This is a genomic window from Paenibacillus sp. FSL M7-1414 (genome assembly GCF_038003195.1).
Lineage (GTDB): Bacteria > Bacillota > Bacilli > Paenibacillales > Paenibacillaceae > Paenibacillus > Paenibacillus amylolyticus.
Map to the genome: position 1 here is coordinate 676,258 of NZ_JBBOOS010000001.1, position 22,628 is coordinate 698,885.

A 22,628-nucleotide genomic window follows, 5' to 3' on the forward strand; every position below is an offset into this window, starting at 1 on the left:
TCTCAAACAGCTTGCTTTTGCATGGAGCTTGTTCTTTGAAAACTAGATATCGAAACGAAACAAACGCGAATTAGAACATTCCTTTAAGCTGATCTTGTGCAAACAAGTCAAGTGTATAAAGGTAGTTAAATTGCTTTTGTGATGGTATCGGGTGAGAGCGACTTTTGGCTTTGCGCAAGCAAAACAAGGGAAGCGAGCGACCGAAACCGGAACAAAATGGTTAAGCTACTAAGAGCACACGGAGGATGCCTAGGCGCTAGGAGCCGATGAAGGACGTGGCGAACAACGAAACTGCCTCGGGGAGCTGTAAGCAAGCTTTGATCCGGGGGTGTCCGAATGGGGAAACCCAGCTGGGGTAATTTCCAGTTACTCATAACTGAATACATAGGTTGTGTAGAGGCATACCAGGGGAACTGAAACATCTAAGTACCCTGAGGAAGAGAAAACAATAGTGATTCCGTCAGTAGCGGCGAGCGAACGCGGAGAAGCCCAAACCAAAGAGCTTGCTCTTTGGGGTTGTGGGACGTCTCACATGGAGTTACAAAGGAACCGGTTAAGCGAAGAGGTCTGGAAAGGCCCGCCAAAGAAGGTAAAAGCCCTGTAGTTGAAAGTCTGTTCCCTCCGAGACGGATCCCGAGTAGTGCGGGGCACGTGAAACCCCGTATGAATCCGGCAGGACCATCTGCCAAGGCTAAATACTTCCTAGCGACCGATAGTGAAGCAGTACCGTGAGGGAAAGGTGAAAAGCACCCCGGAAGGGGAGTGAAATAGAACCTGAAACCGTGTGCTTACAAAAAGTCAGAGCCCGTTTTAGGGGTGATGGCGTGCCTTTTGTAGAATGAACCGGCGAGTTACGTTCCCGTGCAAGGTTAAGGTGAAGAGCCGGAGCCGCAGCGAAAGCGAGTCTGAATAGGGCGATTGAGTACGTGGACGTAGACCCGAAACCGGGTGATCTACCCCTGTCCAGGGTGAAGGTGCGGTAACACGCACTGGAGGCCCGAACCCACGCATGTTGAAAAATGCGGGGATGAGGTGGGGGTAGCGGAGAAATTCCAATCGAACTCGGAGATAGCTGGTTCTCCCCGAAATAGCTTTAGGGCTAGCCTCGGAAACTAGAGTCGTGGAGGTAGAGCACTGATTGGGTGCGGGGCCCGCAAGGGTTACCAAGCTCAGTCAAACTCCGAATGCCATAGACTTACTTCCGGGAGTCAGACAGTGAGTGCTAAGATCCATTGTCAAAAGGGAAACAGCCCAGACCATCAGCTAAGGTCCCCAAGTGTGTGTTAAGTGGGAAAGGATGTGGAGTTGCACAGACAACCAGGATGTTGGCTTAGAAGCAGCCACCATTGAAAGAGTGCGTAATAGCTCACTGGTCGAGTGACTCTGCGCCGAAAATGTAACGGGGCTAAACACACCACCGAAGCTATGGCTTGATGCTTTGCATCAGGGGTAGGGGAGCGTTGTATAAGGGTTGAAGGTGTACCGTAAGGAGCGCTGGACATTATACAAGTGAGAATGCCGGTATGAGTAACGAAAAGATCAGTGAGAATCTGATCCGCCGAAAGCCTAAGGGTTCCTGAGGAAGGCTCGTCCGCTCAGGGTAAGTCGGGACCTAAGGCGAGGCCGAAAGGCGTAGTCGAAGGACAACAGGTCGAAATTCCTGTACCACCGTAAGCCGTTATGAGCAATGGGGGGACGCAGTAGGGTAGTGACGCGGACTGATGGATGTCCGTCTAAGCAGTAAGGCTGATGTGTAGGCAAATCCGCACATTGTAAGGCTGAGCTGTGATGGGGAGCGAAAATTATAGTAGCGAAGGTCATGATCTCACACTGCCAAGAAAAGCCTCTAGCCAGGTGATGGTGCCCGTACCGCAAACCGACACAGGTAGGCGAGAAGAGTATTCTAAGGCGCGCGGAAGAACTCTCGTTAAGGAACTCGGCAAAATGACCCCGTAACTTCGGGAGAAGGGGTGCCCCGGTAGTGTGAATAGCACGAGGGGGCCGCAGTGAAAAGGCCCAAGCGACTGTTTAGCAAAAACACAGGTCTGTGCGAAGCCGTAAGGCGAAGTATACGGGCTGACGCCTGCCCGGTGCTGGAAGGTTAAGGGGAGTGGTTAGGGAGCAATCCCGAAGCTGTGAACCGAAGCCCCAGTAAACGGCGGCCGTAACTATAACGGTCCTAAGGTAGCGAAATTCCTTGTCAGGTAAATTCTGACCCGCACGAATGGCGTAACGACTTGGGCGCTGTCTCAACGAGAGATCCGGTGAAATTTTAATACCTGTGAAGATGCAGGTTACCCGCGACAAGACGGAAAGACCCCATGGAGCTTTACTGCAGCTTGATATTGAATTTGGGTACGATCTGTACAGGATAGGTGGGAGCCTTTGAAACGTGAGCGCCAGCTTGCGTGGAGGCAACGTTGGGATACCACCCTGATCGTATCTAGGTTCTAACCTGGTACCGTAATCCGGTGCGGGGACAGTGTCAGGTGGGCAGTTTGACTGGGGCGGTCGCCTCCTAAAGAGTAACGGAGGCGCCCAAAGGTTCCCTCAGAATGGTTGGAAATCATTCGAAGAGTGCAAAGGCATAAGGGAGCTTGACTGCGAGACCTACAAGTCGAGCAGGGACGAAAGTCGGGCTTAGTGATCCGGTGGTACCGCATGGAAGGGCCATCGCTCAACGGATAAAAGCTACCCTGGGGATAACAGGCTTATCTCCCCCAAGAGTCCACATCGACGGGGAGGTTTGGCACCTCGATGTCGGCTCATCGCATCCTGGGGCTGAAGTAGGTCCCAAGGGTTGGGCTGTTCGCCCATTAAAGCGGTACGCGAGCTGGGTTCAGAACGTCGTGAGACAGTTCGGTCCCTATCTGTCGTGGGCGTAGGAAATTTGAGAGGAGCTGTCCTTAGTACGAGAGGACCGGGATGGACGTACCGCTGGTGTACCAGTTGTTCCGCCAGGAGCACCGCTGGGTAGCTATGTACGGACGGGATAAACGCTGAAAGCATCTAAGCGTGAAGCCCCCCTCAAGATGAGATTTCCCAGTATGTAAGACCCCTTGAAGACGACGAGGTAGATAGGCTGGGGGTGGAAGTGCAGCAATGCATGGAGCTGACCAGTACTAATCGGTCGAGGGCTTATCCAATAGCAAGTTGTAATTCGCATGTTTCGTTTCGAATCTAGTTTTCAGAGAACGATCTCTGAAATGAAAATTGGTACATCACAGAACGTGTGTATGATTTTCAGTTCCATATCTGATTTTAAGAAGCTATGCTTCGACAAATCGCGTTTGGTGGCGATGGCGGAGGGGTTCCACACGTACCCATCCCGAACACGACCGTTAAGCCCTCTAGCGCCGATGGTACTTGGACCGCAGGGTCCTGGGAGAGTAGGACGCCGCCAAGCAATCTAAAGACACACTTGATGATATCGAGTGTGTCTTTTTGTTTTACTATTTTACACTGGCAAACAACTAACTTACAGATGAGACGAAATTAAGATTCTTCACTTATATGAAGACTTTCAATATTATTGATCAGACTAATAATGCTGGTAGGTATATTTCCATCTGTTCGACTTCTTATTCTTAGCTCCTTCAGCAACCTTTCAGTTGAATTTAACGTACGTTTCAGTGGGATAGGGTATAGTGAAGCTAAGTAAAGAGGGGGGAAATCATAATGAATATATCTTCTACAGCCAGCTCCACTACATCATACATATCGACATCTTCGAGTTCGGACAATTCAAGCAGCTTGGAGAAACAAAAGACGAAGCTTGAGGCTCAGCTGGAGAAAGTGCAATCCAGCAAGGACGATGAACAGACTAAGGAGACAAAGACCAAACAGCTTGAACAGCAAATCAAGCAGATTGAGGCAGAGATTGCACAGCAAAGCTCTCAAGGAGCCGGTACAACTGCTACGAAGGAGGTTCCACCTGCCCAACCACCATCCAATGGAATGGGAGTAGCTACCCCTAAGGAGATTGCAAACGCAACGACAGACAGCAATGGTCGATTTGATATACGCATCTAATGACATCTGATTAGGATAAAACAAAGCCCTGACCGATCTATATTGATTGTGCAGGGCTTTATTAATTTATTTATTAGATTATTTATGAGGTCTACCTACAGTTTATCTACGTTCCATTGATCTTCTATCTGTTGCTGTTATTATCTGTTAACATTACTCAGGACGCAACGCGTTTAATCGATCCGTAAGGGATCGTTTTCTATAGTACAGGGCTATGGTTGCGAGAACCAGCATTTCGGACAGCGGTACGGCAAGCCACACACCCGTGACACCAAAGAATGAAGGCAGGACTGCAATCAACGCAATCATGATGATCATTTCACGCGCAGTTGTAATCCAGATGGCCATTTTGGCATTACCTACAGATTGGAAATAGGTGCTCATGACAAAGTTAACACCCATAAACACATAGGCAAATGTAAATATACGTAATCCGTAAACGGCATTATCCGTTACACCACTACTGAAGTTTCCAAAGATTTGCACGAAATAAGGTGCACCGATCTGAACAACAACCAGTAACAATAGACCGCATGCCAGAGCCGTTTTGGTAGCTAAAAGTATCGTTTGTTGTACCCGTTTTATCTGATTGGCACCGTGATAATAGCTGATCAGAGGTTGGGCAGCAGACGCCAGACCCAGGAACGCTAACAGTACCACACCATGAATATAGTTCAATACGGTAAAGGATGCTACACCATCCGTGCCCGCAATGCGGTCCATGGAGATATTGTGAGATACAGAGAAGACCGACATGCCAAGTTCAGCCAGAAAGCTGGGGAAACCAATGAGTAGAAGGGAAGCCAGCAGTTTGTTTTTCCATTTGAACCGGGTGAACGTGAGATTATTTGTTTTTTTGAAAAAGTGAGTGAACAGAACAAGTAGCGCAAGAGACGCCGATACAATTGTACCGAGGGCCACACCGCGTACCCCCCATTCAAGTACATATAATGTTATATAATTGATGATGATATTGGCTACAGCAAACGTAATCTGAGCGTACATCGACGTGTTGGGGTTCCCATCGTTTCGTACAAAGATAGAGAGTGCATTCTCAATGGTGAAAACGAACCCGAACAATAACATGATATTCATATAGTCTGAAGCAAACGGGAAGGTCTCGGCGTTCGCACCGAGAGAGTATACCAGTTTGTCTTTGAATGTAAATGCAACATATCCAATGGCTACCGTAACTAACATAATGAGCATAATGGATTTGGTGAAAATTTGTTTGGCTGAAGTGATATCTTTTCTACCCATAGCGTTGGAGTACAACGTTGCCCCGCCCATACCAATCCACAGCGACATGGCAACAAAGAGCGTGTAGACAGGTGAGGCAATGCCGATCCCGGCCATTGCGGTAGAACCCAGTTTGTGTCCAACCATAATGCCGTCGATAATAAAATTAAAAGCAACTACCAGCATCCCTAATACAGAAGGCACGAGGTAACTTATAAAAGCTTTACCTACAGATTGCCCTTCCAAGGGATGCGTCCAATTCGTATTCATAATGACCTCCGTTAGTAAACTGAATGTTCATTCTGTATATAATAATACTGAACGTTCGTTCTGTATGATAACACGCCATGAATTCTCTTGGCAACTTTTGCGTTTAAATATCGTTTATGTGATAGAGTAGGTGGATATTTATAAGGCGGGAGGAATCTCTTGATGAAACAAAATAAATACGATGAAGCTGAGTTTTTCGACAACTATAGTAAGATGGCTCGTTCCGTTCAAGGGCTGGATGCAGCCGGGGAGTGGCATGAATTGCAGACTCTTTTGCCTGATTTGAAGGACAAGCATGTGCTGGATTTGGGATGTGGTTTTGGTTGGCACTGCCGGTATGCGCGAGAGCAGCAAGCGAGTTCAGTGATCGGTGTAGATCTGTCTGAAAATATGCTTCAGCGTGCTCGTGAAATGACGGACGACCCGCAGATCCAGTACAAGCAGCTGGCAATTGAGGATATTGATTTTGCACCGGGACAATTCGACGTTGTGATCAGTTCACTTGCTTTGCATTATATTGAACGGTTAGACACGGTGTATGCTAAGATCAATGATTGTCTCGCAGAAGGGGGCACATTTGTACTATCTTCCGAACATCCCATCTTCACCGCTCGTGCTGCCCAGGATTGGCATTACGGACCCACAGGTGAGATCCTACACTGGCCCGTGGATGATTACCACGATGAAGGCAGGCGTGTGGCGAACTTTTTGAATCAGGATGTGGTCAAATATCATCGCACACTGGCAACACATCTTAATGAACTGATTAAGGCGGGGTTTGCTATTCAAAAGGTGGCTGAATCCAAACCATCACCAGAGATGATTGAACAAGTCCCAGGCATGAGAGACGAGAATCGAAGACCGATGTTTCTGATGATTGCTGCGGTGAAAGTATAACGATGAAAATGATACGTTAGACCAGAAGGCAGAAAGAAACTGAGGAAGTGGAGCGTTCGCTTAAAAGCTTTCTGTTAGAGATTACTAACTAAGCAAACTTGAAGGAATCAGCGTGTTCAGCGATGTTGAACATGCTGTTTTTTATTTTGCTACAATAATAAGAAATAATGTCCAAAACAGGGAACTAAACCACATTAGACTCAGTCATATTAAGTGAGGTGAACAACAGTTGGATGATCAATTACTTGCACAGGCTCAGACTATAGACAATTACACACTTAGCAGCATAATGGATGACTACGGAAATGACGTCTGGAATTACGCTTATTTTCTGACCAAAAGTGCCGAACAGGCAGATGAATTGTCACAGGAGGTATTTATTCGGGCGTACTCGGGGATCGCTCATTATCGTGGAGATTGCTCACTGAAAACCTGGCTGTTGACGATTACTAGAAACACCACTTTTACATATCGAAAATCCAGATTTTTTCGTAACAGTCTGTGGGGAGAGACGTTACCCATTGAGACAGAGCATGGGGGTTCGAACCAAAGAGTCATGATTGCAGAGCAGCCTGCACATCCTTCGGCCGAGATGGAAGTGATGCGGAAGGAGCATATCCATGAAATCTGGGATATTGTTCTGGCGTTGCCGAAGAAGTTCCGGGAGATTCTTTTGCTGAATCTGAAGTATGAGCTTACGACGAGTGAGATTGCTGAGATGTTGAAAATCAGCTCAGGCACAGTAAAATCCAGACTTTCCCGAGGTAAGGATAAGGTACGGAAACAATGGGAGGAGCGAAGCAAATGACACACAAGGATGAGCAATGGGAGAAGGAAATCCGGAAGGGACCGTTTGCTTTGTCTCCTTTTACAGAGGATCACAAGCGAAAGGTGCTTCAACAGGTGGAGTGGATGAAGAAGTTGGAAGAGGGAAGCAAGGGAGATAGGCCAGAGAGCAGATCCAGGTCATCCAGGCCGTTTAGACCGCAAGTGAAAAATGCGTCACACAAGCGTCGCCTTAGAAGAGGGCCTCTTGTTGCCGGCACGGGTGCGTTGGTTATTGCTGCTGGATTGTTCCTATGGATCTGGGATGATGGACAGCTGGTGAAACCCGTGATCGAGCAGGTCTATCCGACAGCAACGTTACAGTTATCCGATGGTTTGAACACAAATCTGCTAACCGACAAAATGAAAAGAAATGTTGCGATTACGATGCGAGATGATCTGGGTAAACAGCTGAAGATTAAGAAAGTGGAAGACTTGCCTGTGTCCGGCAGAGTATATGTAGAGGCTGGAAATGAAAGCGAGAAGGAGTATGCACAGATATGGCTCGATGCGACAACAGGAAATCTGCGTGAATTAGGAATGAGACGTGAGATGCAGCCAAGCGAGTTGGAGCACCGTTATCTGCGTCAAGTTCCATCGCTTTTGCAAAGTATAGGCAGCACTCCAACGCTTAAACCTGCATCAGTCCAACGTTTTGTGAGTATGAAGCAAGGGGAGTCGGGGCCAATATCACATACGACATTAGCGTTAGAGAATGAGACTGGCGATGGTTATGGGGAGATTGTATGGCAGCAGGACAAGGCTGTCTCGATCACAGGTGACCTTAGACCTGATCAAGTATCCCAGGCGGCGCTGGCGGAGGCCAGAAAAGCAATTGAGGCTCTGTCTGGTAAAGCCAATCTTGATCTGGTAAGAGTAAGCCGAAGCAAAGATGATGAACTCGGCAAGGATACAGTCTTTTTTTCCTTTAAAGATAACTACTTTGTACAGATGACCGAAGGAAAAGCGGGCATGGGTTATACGGTTGGGGATGCTAATCACTATGAGCAAGACTTTGCAGACTGGGAAGAAATAGAGGCTTATTATCAGGAACTATATAACATACAGGAGTCTCTTCTTAGAGGAGAGGTAGAACCTATAATTAAAAAAATATTTAAAATGGATCTTCAAGCGTATAAACTTCACCGTAATCCTGACCATCCAGGCATGGTCACATTTGAACTGGAGTCGAGCAAGGATGTTTTTCAGGTTGAATATGGGGAAGATGGACGGATCAAGATGATCACCAGAGGCGAGTTATAGAGCTTGATCTTATATGTTACAATTTACTTCATAGATGGAATGAGTATAAGGAGATAACGATGAAATATTTGGTGAGTTCATGTCTGGCAGGGGTAGCTTGCCGTTACAATGGAACAGCGAGTCTGGATGAGAAGATTCAGCAGCTGGTGGAGCAGGAGCAGGCTAAGATGGTATGTCCGGAGCTGCTTGGCGGATTTTCCACTCCACGGGAACCGGCTGAAATTATCGGTGGCACGGGCAAGGACGTACTGGCAGGCACAGCAAAAGTGATCGAGAAAAGTGGCAAGGACGTCACAGAGCTGTATATCAAGGGAGCCTATCAGACACTCGAATGGGCGCGAGAATTGAATGTATCGTGTGTGGTACTGAAGGAGTTTAGTCCGTCCTGTGGTACACAGATGATCTATGATGGGAATTTTGCCAATCACAAGGTAACTGGTGAAGGTGTCACATCAGCATTGCTGCGACAAGAAGGATATACCGTCATTTCTGAAAATGAATGGATGGAGCAACTATAGGTCGAATAGATATCGTTTCATATTCACAGAAAAGCCGCTGGATTATATCCTGGCGGCTTTTTTGTTGTCTCCCATTACTTTTCTCATCAAATGAATAAAGTCAATTTTCCTGAAATGCTAACAAACAATATGGATACATACGATATAGATATAAGATATATAAGGCTATCTACTATTTAAAGTGGGGGAATAATCATGTCAATTCAGTCTAAGCCAAAAAATAAGAAAGGAAATAAACTCAAAAATATGAAATTAACAACAACGATGGTCATCATGACTGTAATTAGTCTAATCGGCTTGTTTACTGTTTTTCTGATTGGGATTTTCGGAATGAACGAAGCAAAAACGGGACAAGGCATCCTCTATAATGACCGCTTCCAGCATCAAACCAATGTTCTTGAACTGAAAAGTAATTTCTATAATATGCGCGCCAATTATACAAAGGTTCTTGATAATGCAGAGTATACCGACAAACAGTACGATCAGGTTCAGAAAGGTAAGAAGAGTATCACGGATGGTTTGAATGAATTTTCAGCAAGAACATTGGATACCAAAGAAAAAGAGATATTTGCAGATTTGGTAGCAAAGATGGATACATATTATCAGGATATTGAGCAAATCATGGATACCAAAAAGATGTCGGGCACCTACGATAGTGATGAGAGAGGAAGAATTAACAAAAGCAGTACAGCGATTGTGGAGACGATCACCCTTTTGAGTGCGCATAACGAAGAAGAGTCAGCCAAGCTCTATGCGGATACACAGGAAGTAATTCAGCAGCGAGCATTGGTGCTCGGTTCGGTTCTTTTGTTTTCACTTGCAGCACTTATTCTTATTTCATTTGTAGTGATTCGCAGTATACGTCAACGAATGAAAGCTATCACCCGTTATTGTGAAGAAATAACACAAGGCAACTTAACGGCATCCTTAGATCCGCATCTAACACAGGGAAATAATGAGATAAGTGTCATCGCACGAGCTATTCGTACAATGAGCGATTCCACAACAAATGTCATTCGTGGTGTAGTTCAGGAATCTCATCATATCAACCAGGTTAGCGATCTTACCAACCAGAACATGGCTGGTCTGAATGAACGAATTCGTGAAGTATCAGCTACAGTTGAAGAGCTCTCTGCTGCAATGGAAGAGGCTTCAGCCCATACGGAAAATATGAATCATTCGGCTAATGAGATGCAACAGGGAGCTGAATATATATCGGAACAGACATCTAAACAAGCAGAGTCCGCCTATGTGACCAGCACGAAGGCTGAAAAGTTGAAGCAGGAAGCACGCGAATCGAGCCGAGCAGCCATAGACATGGTTGATCATACGAGTAAGAAGATGTCAGAAGCGCTGGAACGTGCAACTGCTGTAGATCAGATTGGTATATTATCTCAATCTATTTTGGATGTTACAGCGCAGACTAATCTGCTTGCACTCAATGCATCCATTGAAGCTGCAAGGGCTGGGGAAGCAGGCAGGGGTTTTGCGGTTGTTGCAAGCGAGATTAGAAAGTTGGCTGATGATTCCAGACAGGCTGCCGATCAAATTCAGCAGGTCACGGAGGAAGTTATGCAGTCTGTAACCAATCTGTCCTCGAATGCCAAAGAGTTGCTATCCTTTATGTTCAATCAGGTTGGCAAAGATTATAAATTATTGGAGGATACAGCTGAACAGTATTATGTCGATTCTCTTGATCATGCCAATGCCGTTAAAGATCTCAATGCAACCTCACAACAAGTGACTGCGAATATCAAAATACTAGTGGGCTCCATTCACGAGATTGCATCAGCAAGTGAACAATCAGCCGCATCCAGTCAGGAAATTGCAGGACATATGGTTGCCTCTGCTGCGCAATCTGTGGAAGTAGTTAAACAATCTGATCAAGTCAAGGATAGTGCATTAAATTTGAATAAGCTGGTTCAAGATTTCAAGATTTAAAAGAAAAGAGTCATAGATAATCCACTAGGGCCATGTATGCCCAGTGGATTATTGCTGTCTTTCATCCAATACTTACTTTTATAAACCAAGAAACAATAATCTGCGTACTTTTAATTTATACATATAGAGCCTAAAATAATACTTGAGATGAAACCACTTAAACATTATTGTTCAACATAAAAAAGTTATAAAAAGGACGTGGAGCTCCATGGAAGTTACAGCAAAGTCAAAGACAAAGGAAGACATCTTAAAGGCGTATCATTTCCGGCATGCAACAAAGATATTTGATGATACCCGCAAAATCTCGGATGAGGATTTCCAATTTATATTGGAAACAGGCAGATTATCTCCAAGTTCCATTGGCCTTGAACCGTGGAAGTTTCTGATTGTACAAAATCCGAACCTGCGTAAGCGTCTGTCCGAAGTCTCTTCCGGCGCTCAAAAGCAATTGGCTACAGCAAGCCATTTTGTTGTTATTTTGGCCCGGTTAGATGCCAGTTATAATTCTCCCTATGCGGAGTACATGCTGAAGGAAACAAAGGGAATGCCAGATGACATATTTAAGCTAACAAGTGAGGCTTATGGAAAGTTCCAAAATAACCAGAAGATTCTGGATAATCCACGATCATTATTCGACTGGGCATCTAAACAAACTTATATTGCACTTGGCAACATGATGACGGCGGCAGCTCAGATCGAGATTGATTCTTGTCCAATCGAAGGTTTCAGCCGTGAGGGCGTCCACCGTGTTATGGAAGAAGAGGGCTTGCTTGAAAATGGCGCATGGGGCGTCTCCATGATGGCAGCCTTCGGTTATCGGGCAGAGGAGCCCCAGCGTGAGAAGTCCCGACAATCCGTTGAGAAAATCACGCAATGGATTAACTGAATTCAGCATGAATCCAACATGAATTCAAAAAACGATTAGCTAAGATCTAACATTATAGATCAGGATCAAAGTAGAATCGAAACAGCCCGATATTTTCCACATGTTAGCAGGATGGAAAGGGCTGTTTTTCTTTTTTATAAAAAGAACTTGAAAATACATAGATGTCTATGTATAATGAGGTCATGCCTAAATACAACGCAATTGCACTGATTGCAAGAATCAGAGACCATGTCAACAAACGGATTGTACACGAATTGGAACAGCATGAGGTAACAGGGATTGTTCCTTCTCATGGAGATGTATTGATGTTCTTGTACCGGGAAGAGACGCTGTCGATCAAGATGTTGGCTGAACGTGTTCAACGCACGCAACCAACGGTAACGGTACTGGTCAACAAGCTGGAGAAGCTTGGCTATGTTGAACGCAGCAAGAGTGCCGAAGATAGCCGAGTGACGATGATTCGCCTAACCGAACAGGGGAAGCGACTCGAACCGATCTTTCATCAGGTATCAGAACAGATTAATGACATCATCTATAGTGGTTTGTCTGATGAACAGTCGGAGCAATTGGAGAGCTTGTTATCCATTATTGTCCGAAAGTTATAATGAATGAACTCTTCTGTCTGCAACCCTTTCAGATTTGACTGGGCTGGAGGCAGAGGAGCCCAAATATTTTTTTGCCCATATACATAGATATCTATGTATGCGGGAGCGTATCAATGTAATCCCATTTTCGCAACCTAACTCAAACCAAACCTGGAGGGATTCACACCATGAAACATCTTATCGTATATGCTCACCCACACACAGACAGCTTGAATAACGCAATCCTCAATACTGCTGTAGAAGCTCTCGAAGCTCAAGGCCATGAAGTGGTTGTCCGTGACTTGTACAAACTTGGATTCCAACCCGTACTGACTGAAGCTGACACAGCTTCCATGCGTGCAGGACAGACACCACAGGATATCGCAACAGAGCAACAGTTTGTTACGGATGCAGAAGTTATCACATTCATCTATCCGATCTGGTGGACAGGTCTTCCTGCCATTATGAAAGGATATGTTGACCGTGTATTCGCCTATGGTTTTGCATATGCAGCAGGTGAAGCGGGAATCGAGAAATTGCTGACAGGCAAAAAAGGACTCATCATTAACACACATGGTACACCAAGTGAAATTTATGATCAGATTGGCATGACTGCTGGACTGAAATTAACTTCAGATGTAGGTATCTTCGATTTTGTAGGTATTGAAGCCGTAGATCATCTGCTCTTCGGTAGTATTGGATACCTGGATGCACCCGCATATCAAGCCATGTTGGATCAGGTTAAACAGACGATTACAACCAATTTCTAATATAGATGTTGGTACCCTATAGGGATTCCATATGATACCAGACCGACTCGATCATGAGTCGGTTTGTTTGTTCATGTGTTTGCAAAATGGATGAAAGGGGGTATAATCGTACCCATGGAACCTATACTTATATTTAAAGCATTATCGAACGAGACACGTAGACAAATCCTGTTGTGGCTCAAAAACCCGGATCAACACTTCCCACCGCTGGAACTATCTCAGCATCCGGATGGTGGCAAGAACGGAATCTGTGTTGGCACGATTCAACTGAAGGCTGGACTGGCTCAGTCGGTTATATCCAGTTATCTGCTGACTATGCTCAAGGCAGGGTTGCTGCTCTCCGAGCGCAGAGGACAATGGACGTATTATCGGCGCAACGAGGAGACGATACGTCAGTTTGCCGAGTACGTACAGAACGAGTTATAAGCCGGATGCCGGAACGGAAGCTAGGATGCATATGCAGGCAGGGATTCCGTCCGGATGTAAACGGCTAGTTTATGAACACATCACCATATCCAGTTGTGATTTAATTAATCTATATATCTGGATATACAAAAATATAATCATCGAGGAGATTAAACGATAATGACTACAGAAAATACGGCTTCATCCCATAAAGAACATATTAATGACGTTAAGCTTTCCATCCTGGATCTGGCTCCCGTCGTTGTGGGTGCAACACCTGCTGATGCTTTGCGCAACAGTCTCGATCTGGCACAGCATGCAGAGCGTTGGGGATATCACCGTTACTGGGTAGCTGAACATCACAACATGCCGGGTATTGCTTCTTCCGCAACTTCGGTTGTTATTGGATATCTGGCTGGTGGAACCAAAACGATTCGTCTGGGTTCAGGAGGCATCATGTTGCCTAACCATGCACCGCTTGTCATCGCTGAGCAGTTTGGTACTCTGGAATCCCTTTATCCTGGCAGAATTGATCTGGGACTGGGTCGAGCACCAGGTAGTGACCGCCGTACATCGCTTGCACTACGCAAAGATCTGAACAGTGGGGAAGATTTCCCTGAGCTTTTGGCAGAACTCAGAGCATACTTTGATGCTTCGGCGACATCTTATCATGCGCCTGTTCGCGCAGTTCCTGGAGAAGGATTAAATATTCCAATTTACCTCTTGGGGTCCAGTGATTTCAGTGCACGTCTGGCAGGTCAGCTGGGATTGCCGTTTGCTTTTGCCAGCCACTTCTCGCCCGATTACACCCGGATTGCACTGGAAACGTATCGAAACAACTTCCAACCATCTGATAGCTTGAAGGAGCCACATGTGATTGTTGGTGTTAACGCCGTTGTTGCGGATACAGACGAGGAAGCAGCATGGCTGGGTACAACGATGCAACAGCAGTTCCTGAACATTATTCGCGGCACAACGGGATTGGTACAGCCTCCGGCAGAGATGGAAGGCAAATGGACAGATCGTGAGAAAGCAGGTGTGGAGCAGACGCTGAAGGCAGCTGTTAATGGTTCACCAGAAACGGTACGTGGACAGCTGGAATCCTTCATTCGGCAGACGCAGGCAGATGAGCTGATTATTACGTCGATGATCTATGATCATAAAGCACGTCTGCACTCCTATGAGTTAATCGCACAATTGGCGGGAAAAGCTTAATCTTTATTTTCAGCGTTAAAGCTGGCTTAATGGTAGGGTATAGCTATAAATTTACGGTTCGTCTCCCAGTGAGGTGGGCCGTTTTTGAATAGGGAGAATTTGCAAATGGTTCGTGTGGGGCAGAAGACTCATTTTGGGGTAAAATGACTTTACCGGTTTAATTTGAAACGGTTAATCAGCACCATACGTATAAATCCAGAGTGTTATACATATGTTGGCTTGTACAAGGTATTTTTTTTCGTGTGTGGGCATTTATTTAGCTTTATAGTTTAGTTTTGATCAAGGGTCATAAGAGAGGACGACACGCCTATGGAGCAACCTGAGCAACCCCGCGTTTGGCCGGAGCGGTTCAAGCGATTTTTTCTTAACAACAAATTTGTCCTATTTCTGCTGATTCTGCTGTTGGTGGGACTGAACGTGATGGTTCTGACCAAAGTATCCTTTGTTCTTCATCCGCTCGCAGTACTCATCAAGACGATTGTGCTACCTATTATTCTGTCAGGCATACTCTATTATCTGCTGAATCCGATTGTGGATGTGATGGAAAGGTGGAAAATCAAGCGCGGCTGGTCCATTCTGATCCTGTATCTTGCGATTGGAGGCATTCTGACCGTCGTAGTGCTGGCGGTCATTCCGGTTGTGCGTAACCAGATTGTGGGGCTGATTGAAAATTTCCCAACCTACAGTGAGACGGTAAAACAGCAGTTTGAGGAGCTTACGGGCAGTAAATTGTTCGGTCAGTTCCAGGAGACGGTGAATCTGAATTCGCAGGACTGGTGGGGAACAATCTCCCAAAAGGCTACTGAAATTCTAAACTCGACCTGGACCAAATTGGGCGGATTCCTCGGAGCTTTTACTGAGACTGTGCTGTCTATCGTAACGGTTCCGTTCATTCTGTTCTATCTGCTGAAAGACGGCAAGAAGTTGCCAGCGAAAATTCTGTCTTTCCTGCCGATCAAGAGCCGTACGGGCGCAATGCATGTGCTGGAAGACATCAATCACCAGATCAGTTCATTCATTCGTGGACAGATTATCGTCAGCTTCTGCATCGGTATTCTGCTCTACATCGGTTATATGGTCATTGGTCTGGATTATGCATTGATTCTTGCAATTATCGCATCGTTCACAAGTGTTGTTCCGTATCTGGGACCTGCAATTGCGATTACACCTGCGTTGATCGTGGCCCTGGTTACTTCGCCGGTGATGCTGCTGAAGATGGTTGCTGTATGGACAATCGTGCAGTTAATCGAGGGTAAATTCATCTCACCGCAGATCATGGGCAAAACGCTGAAGATTCATCCCATCACGATTATCTTTGTCATTCTGACTTCGGGTAATCTGTTTGGAGTCGTGGGCATTCTGCTCGCTGTTCCAGGATACGCGGTGCTGAAAGTATGTGTATCACATATCTTTAACTGGTTTAAGGATAGATCGGGCCTGTACGACCCGAACAAGAACAATCTTTTATAACCGAAGTGGCAAGCTCCAAGAGATAGTTAACCAGAAGATTTAGTCACTTTGTATCCTGTATAAAACGGTACTCTTACCAAGAAGAACCCCCGTCCATCGGCATACAGCCGAGAGGCGGGGGTTCTTCTTCATGAACAAGCTTGGCTGCTGCCTAGCTGTGTTTAATATGTTGGAGCGTTTGCAGGAAAATCTGCTCAATATGAGCATCATCCAGAGAGTAGTACACGGTCTTGCCTTCCTTGCGCCGCTTGACAATCCGCATGTTGCGGAGTGAACGCAGCTGGTGTGAAATGGCCGACTGTCCCATGTCGAGCAGAACCGTCAGGTCATGAACACATAATTCCTTCTGTAACAGCGCATCAATAATACGTAGACGTGTGGGGTCGCTGAATGCCTTGAACCAATCTGCCATCTCGGAAGAGGTCTCCCGATCTATGAGTGAAGTACGAATCGTCTGCACGTCGGCTTCAGTACCTGAGCAGGCTGCATCACATTCGCTTGGTGCTTTAACCGGTTGTTCCATTTCCTATCACCGCCTATGTTAACAACTATAGCTCTATTATATCCAAAACCCGCCTAAAGCGAAATGATTACTATTAGCATAATCTGTATGAAAAATCAACAACGATTGTTGACACTCATGTTTAGGCGTGCATATAATAGGGGTAACCAAACATATGAATGAGTGCTCATATATTGAATACAATTGAAATATAACATCGTTTTTGTACTGCAAAGGGGAGAATTCACATGGGAACCGGACAGGAACAGGTGAAAAGGGAACTGCTGCTTGATGGACTGGATTGTGCGAACTGCGCATTGAAGATTGAAAATGGCGTCAAAAAAATTAAGGGCATTAACGAATGCTCTGTCAATTTTGTTACCAAAACACTATCGCTGCACACCACTTCCGATATGGATGAACAGGTAGTGGAAGAAGCAAAGCGCAAAGTGCTTCGGCTGGAGCCGCATATTCGCATTTCGGAAAAAGGAAAACACGTGAACGGACATGGGCACACCCATACAGGGAGTGCAGCTGGTGCGCATAACCACAGTCATGACCATGCCGGACATAATCATGGACATTCACATTCACATGGCAAACACTCGCATAGTCATGATCATACCCATGAGCACGGGAGTCATGCGGGACATGATCACAGCCATACGCATGATGATGCCCATGCAGGCCACTCACATGAACATGGTGCAGGCCAGACAAAAGTGTTGCTTGCTCGTCTTGCTGCAGGTTCTGTGCTGCTTGCAGCCGCAATCTGGTCGCCGCTGGAGGGCTGGGCACAGTTTACTCTATATGCGCTCGCATATCTGATTGCCGGGGGAGATATCGTGCTCCAGGCGTCCAAAAACATCATCCGCGGTCAGGTGTTCGATGAATACTTCCTGATGTCCGTCGCTACCTTGGGTGCCTTTGCTATTGGAGAGTATCCGGAAGGGGTAGCGGTCATGCTCTTTTATCAGCTCGGGGAGCTGTTTCAGGGCATGGCGGTTAATCGGTCACGCAAGTCGATTCAAGCGCTCATGGACATTCGCCCGGACTACGCGAATATCCTGACGGGTTCGGGTGACGAGACCCGTCGTTTATCTCCAGAAGACGTACGAATTGGTGATCGTATTGTCGTGAAAGCAGGAGAGCGAGTACCGCTGGATGGTATCGTTAGAGCTGGGCGTTCCATGGTGGACACTTCTGCTCTGACAGGGGAATCCGTACCTCGTGAGCTGGAGTCCGGAAGTGATGTACTGAGTGGATTTGTGAACAAAAATGGTATGTTGACGATTGAAGTAACCAAAACGTTTGGTGAATCAACGGTATCCAAGATTTTGGACCTGGTGCAGAACGCGAGCAGTCGGAAAGCGAAAACAGAACATTTTATTAGTAAATTCGCCCGATATTACACACCGGTTGTTGTTATCCTTGCAGCCGTGATTGCATTTGTTCCGCCGTTGATACTTAGTGGTGCAACATTTGCTGACTGGATCTATCGTGCATTGGTCTTCCTGGTTATCTCATGTCCTTGTGCGCTGGTGGTCTCTATTCCACTTGGATTCTTTGGTGGTATCGGAGCAGCTTCACGTAACGGGATTCTTGTCAAAGGTAGTAACTACCTTGAAGCGTTGAACGATGTAAAAGTTGTTGTTTTTGATAAAACGGGTACACTAACCAAAGGTGTATTCAAAGTAACAGCCATTCGTCCCGAAGGTGGACATACGGAAGAAGAACTGATGGAGCTTGCAGCCATTGCCGAAGCCAATTCCAATCATCCGATTGCCGAATCCATTCGCGCAGCTTGGGCCAAAGCCATTCCCACGCAAGGTGTGGAAGGTTATGACGAAGTTGCCGGACATGGGATTAAGGTGAGCGTCGATGGTCGGGAAGTGCTGGCAGGCAACGCCAAATTAATGAAGCAGGCGGGTATATCCTATACCACACCAGAGACGGCTGGAACGATAGTCCACGTGGCTGAAGCTGGCACGTATGTTGGTCATCTGATCATTGCCGATGAAGTGAAGGATGACGCAGCCGCGGCCATTCAGGCGCTGAAGAAACTCGGCATCCGCAAAACGGTCATGCTGACAGGTGATGCCAAAGCCGTAGGTGAAGCGGTAGGACGTGAGCTGGGTGTGGATGAGGTCTACGCTGAATTGTTGCCACAGGATAAAGTCGAGCGACTGGAACAACTGGAAGCTGCCAAATCTCCGAAGGAGAAAATGGTGTTTGTCGGTGACGGTATCAACGATACACCTGTGCTGGCACGCGCCGATGTGGGTGTGGCCATGGGTGGACTTGGTTCAGATGCCGCGATTGAAGCAGCAGATGTGGTCATCATGACAGATGAACCGTCGAAACTAGCGAGTGCAATCCGCATTGCTAAGCGTACACGAATGATTGTGTGGCAAAATATCGCGTTTGCTCTGGGAGTTAAAGCGATCTTCCTGTTACTCGGTGTGTTTGGCATAGCTACCATGTGGGAAGCGGTATTCTCGGATGTCGGTGTCACGGTGCTGGCTGTCCTGAACGCCATGCGTGTACTTCGTGTGAAGAATATCTAAGTTTACGAAACGATCCAGGCGGCTCTTCGTATATACGTAGAGCCGTTTTTATATTTTTATGTAGATAAGTCTAACTAGACATTTACACGAGAACGGAGAGGACAGAAATAACCTGAAGAAGCGAAGCTACATCGGAAGGTTATTCTGTCATCGGAGTGTCAGTGTGAGCAGGTCTATAGAAGACAACAGTGAAGGGGAGAACGTTTTGGCAGGAGCAGTAGTAGGGATCATCATCGGAGTGTGTTATTTCATTCTGGGGTTCATGGTGTTCAAAAAACCACCGAAAATGATTAACGGAATATATGGTTATCGGACCCCGCGTGCAATGAGTAATCCCGAGTTATGGGACGAAGCGCAAAGTTATAGCGCCAATCTGATGATGCAATTTGGTGTGATTATCACGATATTCGGCATTATCGGTTTCTGGCTTACAGATGTACGAGCTTTGGTTCTGAGTCTGGTTGCTACAGGATTCTATACGTTCAGATTGTTTACCAGAGTTGAAGGCCGGTTGAAGCAAATGCAGCGTGCTCAACAGCAACAGAATGAGCAGAACGTTTAAGGTAAGATTAGTGAATAGGTTTAGAGAAGAGGACTCGCGTGTGAAGCGGGTCTTTTTTTGTTGAAATAGAAAACTGTAGAGGATGTTAAACTCGCTAAGACTTCATACACAAAATCTAACGTTGACGTTAACGTTAATATTATATATAATTATGTACATAACATTATAGACATATGGAAGAGGTGAGGGAAATGAGTTTATATAAAATCGACGACGTAGCCAAGGAATGTGGTTTGACCAAGCGAACCATTCGGTATTATGAAGAGATTGGTGTCATGCCTTCACCTCAGCGGACAGATGGCGGTACGCGGTTGTACACTCGGGAGGATATCGATTATCTGAAAAAGGTGGTTCGCGCCAAAGAGGTACTTGGATTCTCCCTTCAGGAGTTACATACCTATGTGGCAACAGCAGATGCCTTGAACGAACAACGTTTTGACTACCAGCAGACGACCGAAGTAAGAGAACGGATCGAGAAGCTTACCGCGATGGAAACAACGCTGGATGGTCAGCTGCAACTGATTGAGCAGAAACTTCAGAGCATACTTGCCGTACAGACTGAACTGGAAGAGCTGCGTGAACGCGTTCGGAGCGGTATTCAGAAGTTACAGGCACATGATCCGCAGGGTGATGAAGACGGCTAACCGAATTAGTATCTATTTTCAAATAAACAAAACTGTATACACATAATCGCTACATGGAGTGAGCACCATAGTACCTGTGGCGATCCTGTACAAACACCGGATGTTTCGGTGTCATTTGTGCCGTTTTGTTACCTCTATTCATGAAAATGAACGCAATGTTTTCATTTTTTTCACGGTTATTTTCAAATGAAAAGTTTCACCACATAAATTATTCACAGGAGGAATTACGTATGAAAAGAGAGCCATCATTACCGGACGAATTGCCGTCATCACGTGGGGGCCTGTTATCCCAGCCGCGAGCGGTATGGGCGGTTGCTTTTGCATGTATCATATCTTTTATGGGTCTGGGTCTGGTTGACCCGATCCTGCCCGCGATTGCAGATCAGCTGCATGCTTCGAAAAGCCAGGTGTCACTACTATTTACCAGTTATAACGCTGTAACCGGGGTAGCGATGCTGATTACAGGTGTCGTATCCAGCCGGATTGGTGTGAAGTGGACGCTACTCAGCGGTATATTGCTGATTATTATCTTCTCGTTCCTCGGAGGTACCTCAGACACGGTAGGTGCACTGGTTGGTTACCGTGGCGGTTGGGGACTGGGTAATGCCTTGTTCATCGCAACGGCGTTATCTGCCATTGTGGGACTGTCCACGTCGGGGACAGCCAAAGCGATTATTTTGTACGAAGCAGCGCTTGGTCTCGGGATTGCGGTTGGTCCACTGCTTGGTGGTGAACTAGGTTCCATCTCTTGGCGCGGCCCGTTCTATGGGGTGGCTGTTCTGATGGCGATTGCCTTTATAAGCATTACATTTATGTTGCCCAAGATGGCCAAACCGAAAACACGCAGTTCTTTGTCCGATCCATTCAAAGCATTAAGTTATCCTTCATTGAAAACATTGGCGATTACCGCCTTCCTGTATAACTTTGGTTTCTTTACCTTGATGGCTTATTCACCATATGTCATGAATCTGGATGAGCACGGCCTGGGTTATGTATTCTTTGGCTGGGGACTGATGCTGGCGATTACGTCGGTATTTGTAGCTCCAAGATTACAACGCCGATTCGGATCGGTTCCGTCCATGAGTGTCATGCTTACATTGTTCGCGATTGATCTGGTTGTTATGGCAGTAGGTACGGTGATGGGTTCACCAACTACCGTTATTGTGGCAGTCATTGTAGCGGGGATTTTCCTTGGCATTAACAACACGTTAATTACAACGGCTGTTATGGAAGCTGCACCTGTAGAGCGTTCTGTTGCTTCTGCTGCATACAGCTTCGTTCGTTTCCTGGGTGGTGCACTTGCTCCATGGCTTGCGGGTAAATTGTCCGAGTGGTTCCTGCCGGAAACGCCGTTTTATTTTGGTGCATTAATGGTTCTGGTTGGAGTCGTGGTACTGCTGGTGCGCCGTCATCATCTGCGGGATATCGATTCCGCCATTACATCTCATTAATTCACAGGAGGAATTGCAATGTTGAAACGTATATTAGTTGCTGTTGATGGTTCGGATCATGCGCATAAAGCTTTGGAGCAAGCATTGATTCTGGCTGAAGATATGAAGCATCCCGCAAGTCTGTTGATCGTGCATGTGAATCCGGCTATCTCTATCAATGAACCTGCATTGGGTGTTGATCTGGAAGCTCGTATTGCCGAAGAAGGGCAACATATTATAGAACCGGTGACTAATCAGTTGTCTGGACGGGACGTTGCGTATGAAACACTGCTGATTGCAGGTGATCCCGTTAATGAGATCTGCCGTGTGGCGCGTGAACGAGATTGTGGAATGATTGTGATGGGTACAGGCGGGAAAGGCATGCTCGCAGAGATGATTGTGGGCAGTGTCAGTCATGGCGTGTTAAAACATGCAGAATGCCCCGTCCTGACGGTTAAATAGGTTGTGAAATCCCTTTATAATGCAATAGCTCAAGATCGCCACAATGGCTCATCAGGCACGTTACAAGCTATGATTGCCGAACACCGTAGTGGGTTGACGGCACGGAAATAGTGTATAAATAGATTAAGTTCAATAGGTTCTAAAAG

19 protein-coding genes and 2 rRNA genes are annotated in these 22,628 nt (G+C 46.3%); 19 read left to right on the plus strand and 2 right to left on the minus strand.

Annotated elements, in window-relative coordinates; genetic code table 11:
- Positions 1 to 218 precede the first annotated feature (218 nt).
- The 3 genes from MHH92_RS03145 to MHH92_RS03155 all read left to right on the plus strand — a co-directional run bounded on the left by MHH92_RS03145 (position 219) and on the right by MHH92_RS03155 (position 4,032).
- Positions 219 to 3,146: ribosomal RNA gene (locus MHH92_RS03145) — 23S ribosomal RNA — on the plus strand.
- Between the two features lie 143 nt (positions 3,147 to 3,289).
- Positions 3,290 to 3,406 (plus strand): 5S ribosomal RNA (gene rrf / locus MHH92_RS03150).
- A 272-nt stretch (positions 3,407 to 3,678) separates the two neighbouring features.
- Entirely contained in the window at positions 3,679 to 4,032 is a 354-nt protein-coding gene (locus MHH92_RS03155; RefSeq protein ID WP_340901853.1) for a FlxA-like family protein, read from the plus strand.
- A gap of 153 nt (positions 4,033 to 4,185) precedes the next feature.
- Here the strand turns inward: MHH92_RS03155 and MHH92_RS03160 are convergent, their stop codons facing one another.
- Positions 4,186 to 5,541, minus strand: coding sequence for an MATE family efflux transporter (locus tag MHH92_RS03160; protein WP_340901855.1), 1,356 nt, complete (start codon positions 5,539 to 5,541; stop codon positions 4,186 to 4,188).
- A 162-nt stretch (positions 5,542 to 5,703) separates the two neighbouring features.
- On the opposite strand from MHH92_RS03160, the gene MHH92_RS03165 reads away from it, so the two are divergent.
- From MHH92_RS03165 to MHH92_RS03215, 11 genes are all read left to right on the plus strand, one after another.
- Positions 5,704 to 6,438 carry a class I SAM-dependent methyltransferase gene (locus MHH92_RS03165; RefSeq protein WP_340901858.1) on the plus strand — a complete coding sequence of 245 codons (735 nt, stop codon included), beginning with the start codon at positions 5,704 to 5,706 and terminating at the stop codon, positions 6,436 to 6,438.
- Between the two features lie 229 nt (positions 6,439 to 6,667).
- On the plus strand, positions 6,668 to 7,246 hold the full coding sequence (locus MHH92_RS03170; RefSeq protein ID WP_100526816.1) for an RNA polymerase sigma factor: 579 nt from the start codon (positions 6,668 to 6,670) through the stop codon (positions 7,244 to 7,246).
- Complete coding sequence (locus tag MHH92_RS03175) at positions 7,243 to 8,526, plus strand: hypothetical protein (RefSeq protein WP_340901859.1); 1,284 nt, start codon at positions 7,243 to 7,245, stop codon at positions 8,524 to 8,526. Before MHH92_RS03170 ends, MHH92_RS03175 begins: the two co-directional genes overlap by 4 nt.
- A gap of 59 nt (positions 8,527 to 8,585) precedes the next feature.
- Positions 8,586 to 9,044 (plus strand): DUF523 domain-containing protein, encoded by a 459-nt coding sequence (locus tag MHH92_RS03180; RefSeq protein ID WP_338707691.1) that lies wholly within the window; start codon positions 8,586 to 8,588, stop codon positions 9,042 to 9,044.
- Between the two features lie 195 nt (positions 9,045 to 9,239).
- A complete protein-coding gene (locus MHH92_RS03185; protein WP_340901860.1) occupies positions 9,240 to 10,985 on the plus strand; it encodes a methyl-accepting chemotaxis protein in 1,746 nt (581 codons plus the stop codon).
- Between the two features lie 208 nt (positions 10,986 to 11,193).
- Entirely contained in the window at positions 11,194 to 11,871 is a 678-nt protein-coding gene (locus tag MHH92_RS03190; RefSeq protein ID WP_340901862.1) for an NAD(P)H-dependent oxidoreductase, read from the plus strand.
- Between the two features lie 182 nt (positions 11,872 to 12,053).
- The gene (locus MHH92_RS03195; protein ID WP_091018819.1) at positions 12,054 to 12,476 is read left to right on the plus strand and encodes a MarR family winged helix-turn-helix transcriptional regulator; all 423 of its coding nucleotides are present in this window, start codon (positions 12,054 to 12,056) and stop codon (positions 12,474 to 12,476) included.
- Positions 12,477 to 12,643: 167 nt separating this feature from the next.
- A complete protein-coding gene (locus MHH92_RS03200) occupies positions 12,644 to 13,225 on the plus strand; it encodes an NAD(P)H-dependent oxidoreductase (protein WP_036668256.1) in 582 nt (193 codons plus the stop codon).
- A gap of 114 nt (positions 13,226 to 13,339) precedes the next feature.
- On the plus strand, positions 13,340 to 13,651 hold the full coding sequence (locus MHH92_RS03205) for an ArsR/SmtB family transcription factor (protein WP_340901866.1): 312 nt from the start codon (positions 13,340 to 13,342) through the stop codon (positions 13,649 to 13,651).
- 159 nt (positions 13,652 to 13,810) lie between these two features.
- On the plus strand, positions 13,811 to 14,845 hold the full coding sequence (locus tag MHH92_RS03210; protein ID WP_051449565.1) for an LLM class flavin-dependent oxidoreductase: 1,035 nt from the start codon (positions 13,811 to 13,813) through the stop codon (positions 14,843 to 14,845).
- A 309-nt stretch (positions 14,846 to 15,154) separates the two neighbouring features.
- Positions 15,155 to 16,315 (plus strand): AI-2E family transporter, encoded by a 1,161-nt coding sequence (locus MHH92_RS03215; RefSeq protein ID WP_036614215.1) that lies wholly within the window; start codon positions 15,155 to 15,157, stop codon positions 16,313 to 16,315.
- A gap of 151 nt (positions 16,316 to 16,466) precedes the next feature.
- Here MHH92_RS03215 and MHH92_RS03220 read toward each other — a convergent pair whose 3' ends face one another.
- A complete protein-coding gene (locus MHH92_RS03220; protein ID WP_036614212.1) occupies positions 16,467 to 16,838 on the minus strand; it encodes an ArsR/SmtB family transcription factor in 372 nt (123 codons plus the stop codon).
- A gap of 227 nt (positions 16,839 to 17,065) precedes the next feature.
- On the opposite strand from MHH92_RS03220, the gene MHH92_RS03225 reads away from it, so the two are divergent.
- The 5 genes from MHH92_RS03225 (at position 17,066) to MHH92_RS03245 (ending at position 22,482) form a co-directional block, all read left to right on the plus strand.
- On the plus strand, positions 17,066 to 19,384 hold the full coding sequence (locus tag MHH92_RS03225) for a heavy metal translocating P-type ATPase (protein WP_340901874.1): 2,319 nt from the start codon (positions 17,066 to 17,068) through the stop codon (positions 19,382 to 19,384).
- Positions 19,385 to 19,589: 205 nt separating this feature from the next.
- Positions 19,590 to 19,946 carry an SdpI family protein gene (locus MHH92_RS03230; protein WP_161799411.1) on the plus strand — a complete coding sequence of 119 codons (357 nt, stop codon included), beginning with the start codon at positions 19,590 to 19,592 and terminating at the stop codon, positions 19,944 to 19,946.
- A gap of 191 nt (positions 19,947 to 20,137) precedes the next feature.
- A complete protein-coding gene (locus tag MHH92_RS03235) occupies positions 20,138 to 20,590 on the plus strand; it encodes a helix-turn-helix domain-containing protein (RefSeq protein WP_047841388.1) in 453 nt (150 codons plus the stop codon).
- Between the two features lie 230 nt (positions 20,591 to 20,820).
- Positions 20,821 to 22,041 (plus strand): MFS transporter, encoded by a 1,221-nt coding sequence (locus MHH92_RS03240; RefSeq protein WP_036614180.1) that lies wholly within the window; start codon positions 20,821 to 20,823, stop codon positions 22,039 to 22,041.
- Positions 22,042 to 22,059: 18 nt separating this feature from the next.
- Positions 22,060 to 22,482 carry a universal stress protein gene (locus MHH92_RS03245; protein ID WP_282319500.1) on the plus strand — a complete coding sequence of 141 codons (423 nt, stop codon included), beginning with the start codon at positions 22,060 to 22,062 and terminating at the stop codon, positions 22,480 to 22,482.
- Positions 22,483 to 22,628: the final 146 nt, after the last annotated feature.

Bases quoted from the DNA above. Each gene is read 5' to 3' on its own strand.
- MHH92_RS03155 (WP_340901853.1), top strand. From the start codon at position 3,679: ATGAATATATCTTCTACAGCCAGCTCCACTACATCATACATATCGACA.
- MHH92_RS03160 (WP_340901855.1), bottom strand. From the start codon at position 5,541: ATGAATACGAATTGGACGCATCCCTTGGAAGGGCAATCTGTAGGTAAA.
- MHH92_RS03200 (WP_036668256.1), top strand. From the start codon at position 12,644: ATGAAACATCTTATCGTATATGCTCACCCACACACAGACAGCTTGAAT.
- MHH92_RS03195 (WP_091018819.1), top strand. From the start codon at position 12,054: ATGCCTAAATACAACGCAATTGCACTGATTGCAAGAATCAGAGACCAT.
- MHH92_RS03245 (WP_282319500.1), top strand. From the start codon at position 22,060: ATGTTGAAACGTATATTAGTTGCTGTTGATGGTTCGGATCATGCGCAT.
- MHH92_RS03190 (WP_340901862.1), top strand. From the start codon at position 11,194: ATGGAAGTTACAGCAAAGTCAAAGACAAAGGAAGACATCTTAAAGGCG.
- MHH92_RS03180 (WP_338707691.1), top strand. From the start codon at position 8,586: ATGAAATATTTGGTGAGTTCATGTCTGGCAGGGGTAGCTTGCCGTTAC.
- MHH92_RS03205 (WP_340901866.1), top strand. From the start codon at position 13,340: ATGGAACCTATACTTATATTTAAAGCATTATCGAACGAGACACGTAGA.
- MHH92_RS03240 (WP_036614180.1), top strand. From the start codon at position 20,821: ATGAAAAGAGAGCCATCATTACCGGACGAATTGCCGTCATCACGTGGG.
- MHH92_RS03225 (WP_340901874.1), top strand. From the start codon at position 17,066: ATGGGAACCGGACAGGAACAGGTGAAAAGGGAACTGCTGCTTGATGGA.
- MHH92_RS03165 (WP_340901858.1), top strand. From the start codon at position 5,704: ATGAAACAAAATAAATACGATGAAGCTGAGTTTTTCGACAACTATAGT.
- MHH92_RS03185 (WP_340901860.1), top strand. From the start codon at position 9,240: ATGTCAATTCAGTCTAAGCCAAAAAATAAGAAAGGAAATAAACTCAAA.
- MHH92_RS03210 (WP_051449565.1), top strand. From the start codon at position 13,811: ATGACTACAGAAAATACGGCTTCATCCCATAAAGAACATATTAATGAC.
- MHH92_RS03235 (WP_047841388.1), top strand. From the start codon at position 20,138: ATGAGTTTATATAAAATCGACGACGTAGCCAAGGAATGTGGTTTGACC.
- MHH92_RS03175 (WP_340901859.1), top strand. From the start codon at position 7,243: ATGACACACAAGGATGAGCAATGGGAGAAGGAAATCCGGAAGGGACCG.
- MHH92_RS03215 (WP_036614215.1), top strand. From the start codon at position 15,155: ATGGAGCAACCTGAGCAACCCCGCGTTTGGCCGGAGCGGTTCAAGCGA.
- MHH92_RS03220 (WP_036614212.1), bottom strand. From the start codon at position 16,838: ATGGAACAACCGGTTAAAGCACCAAGCGAATGTGATGCAGCCTGCTCA.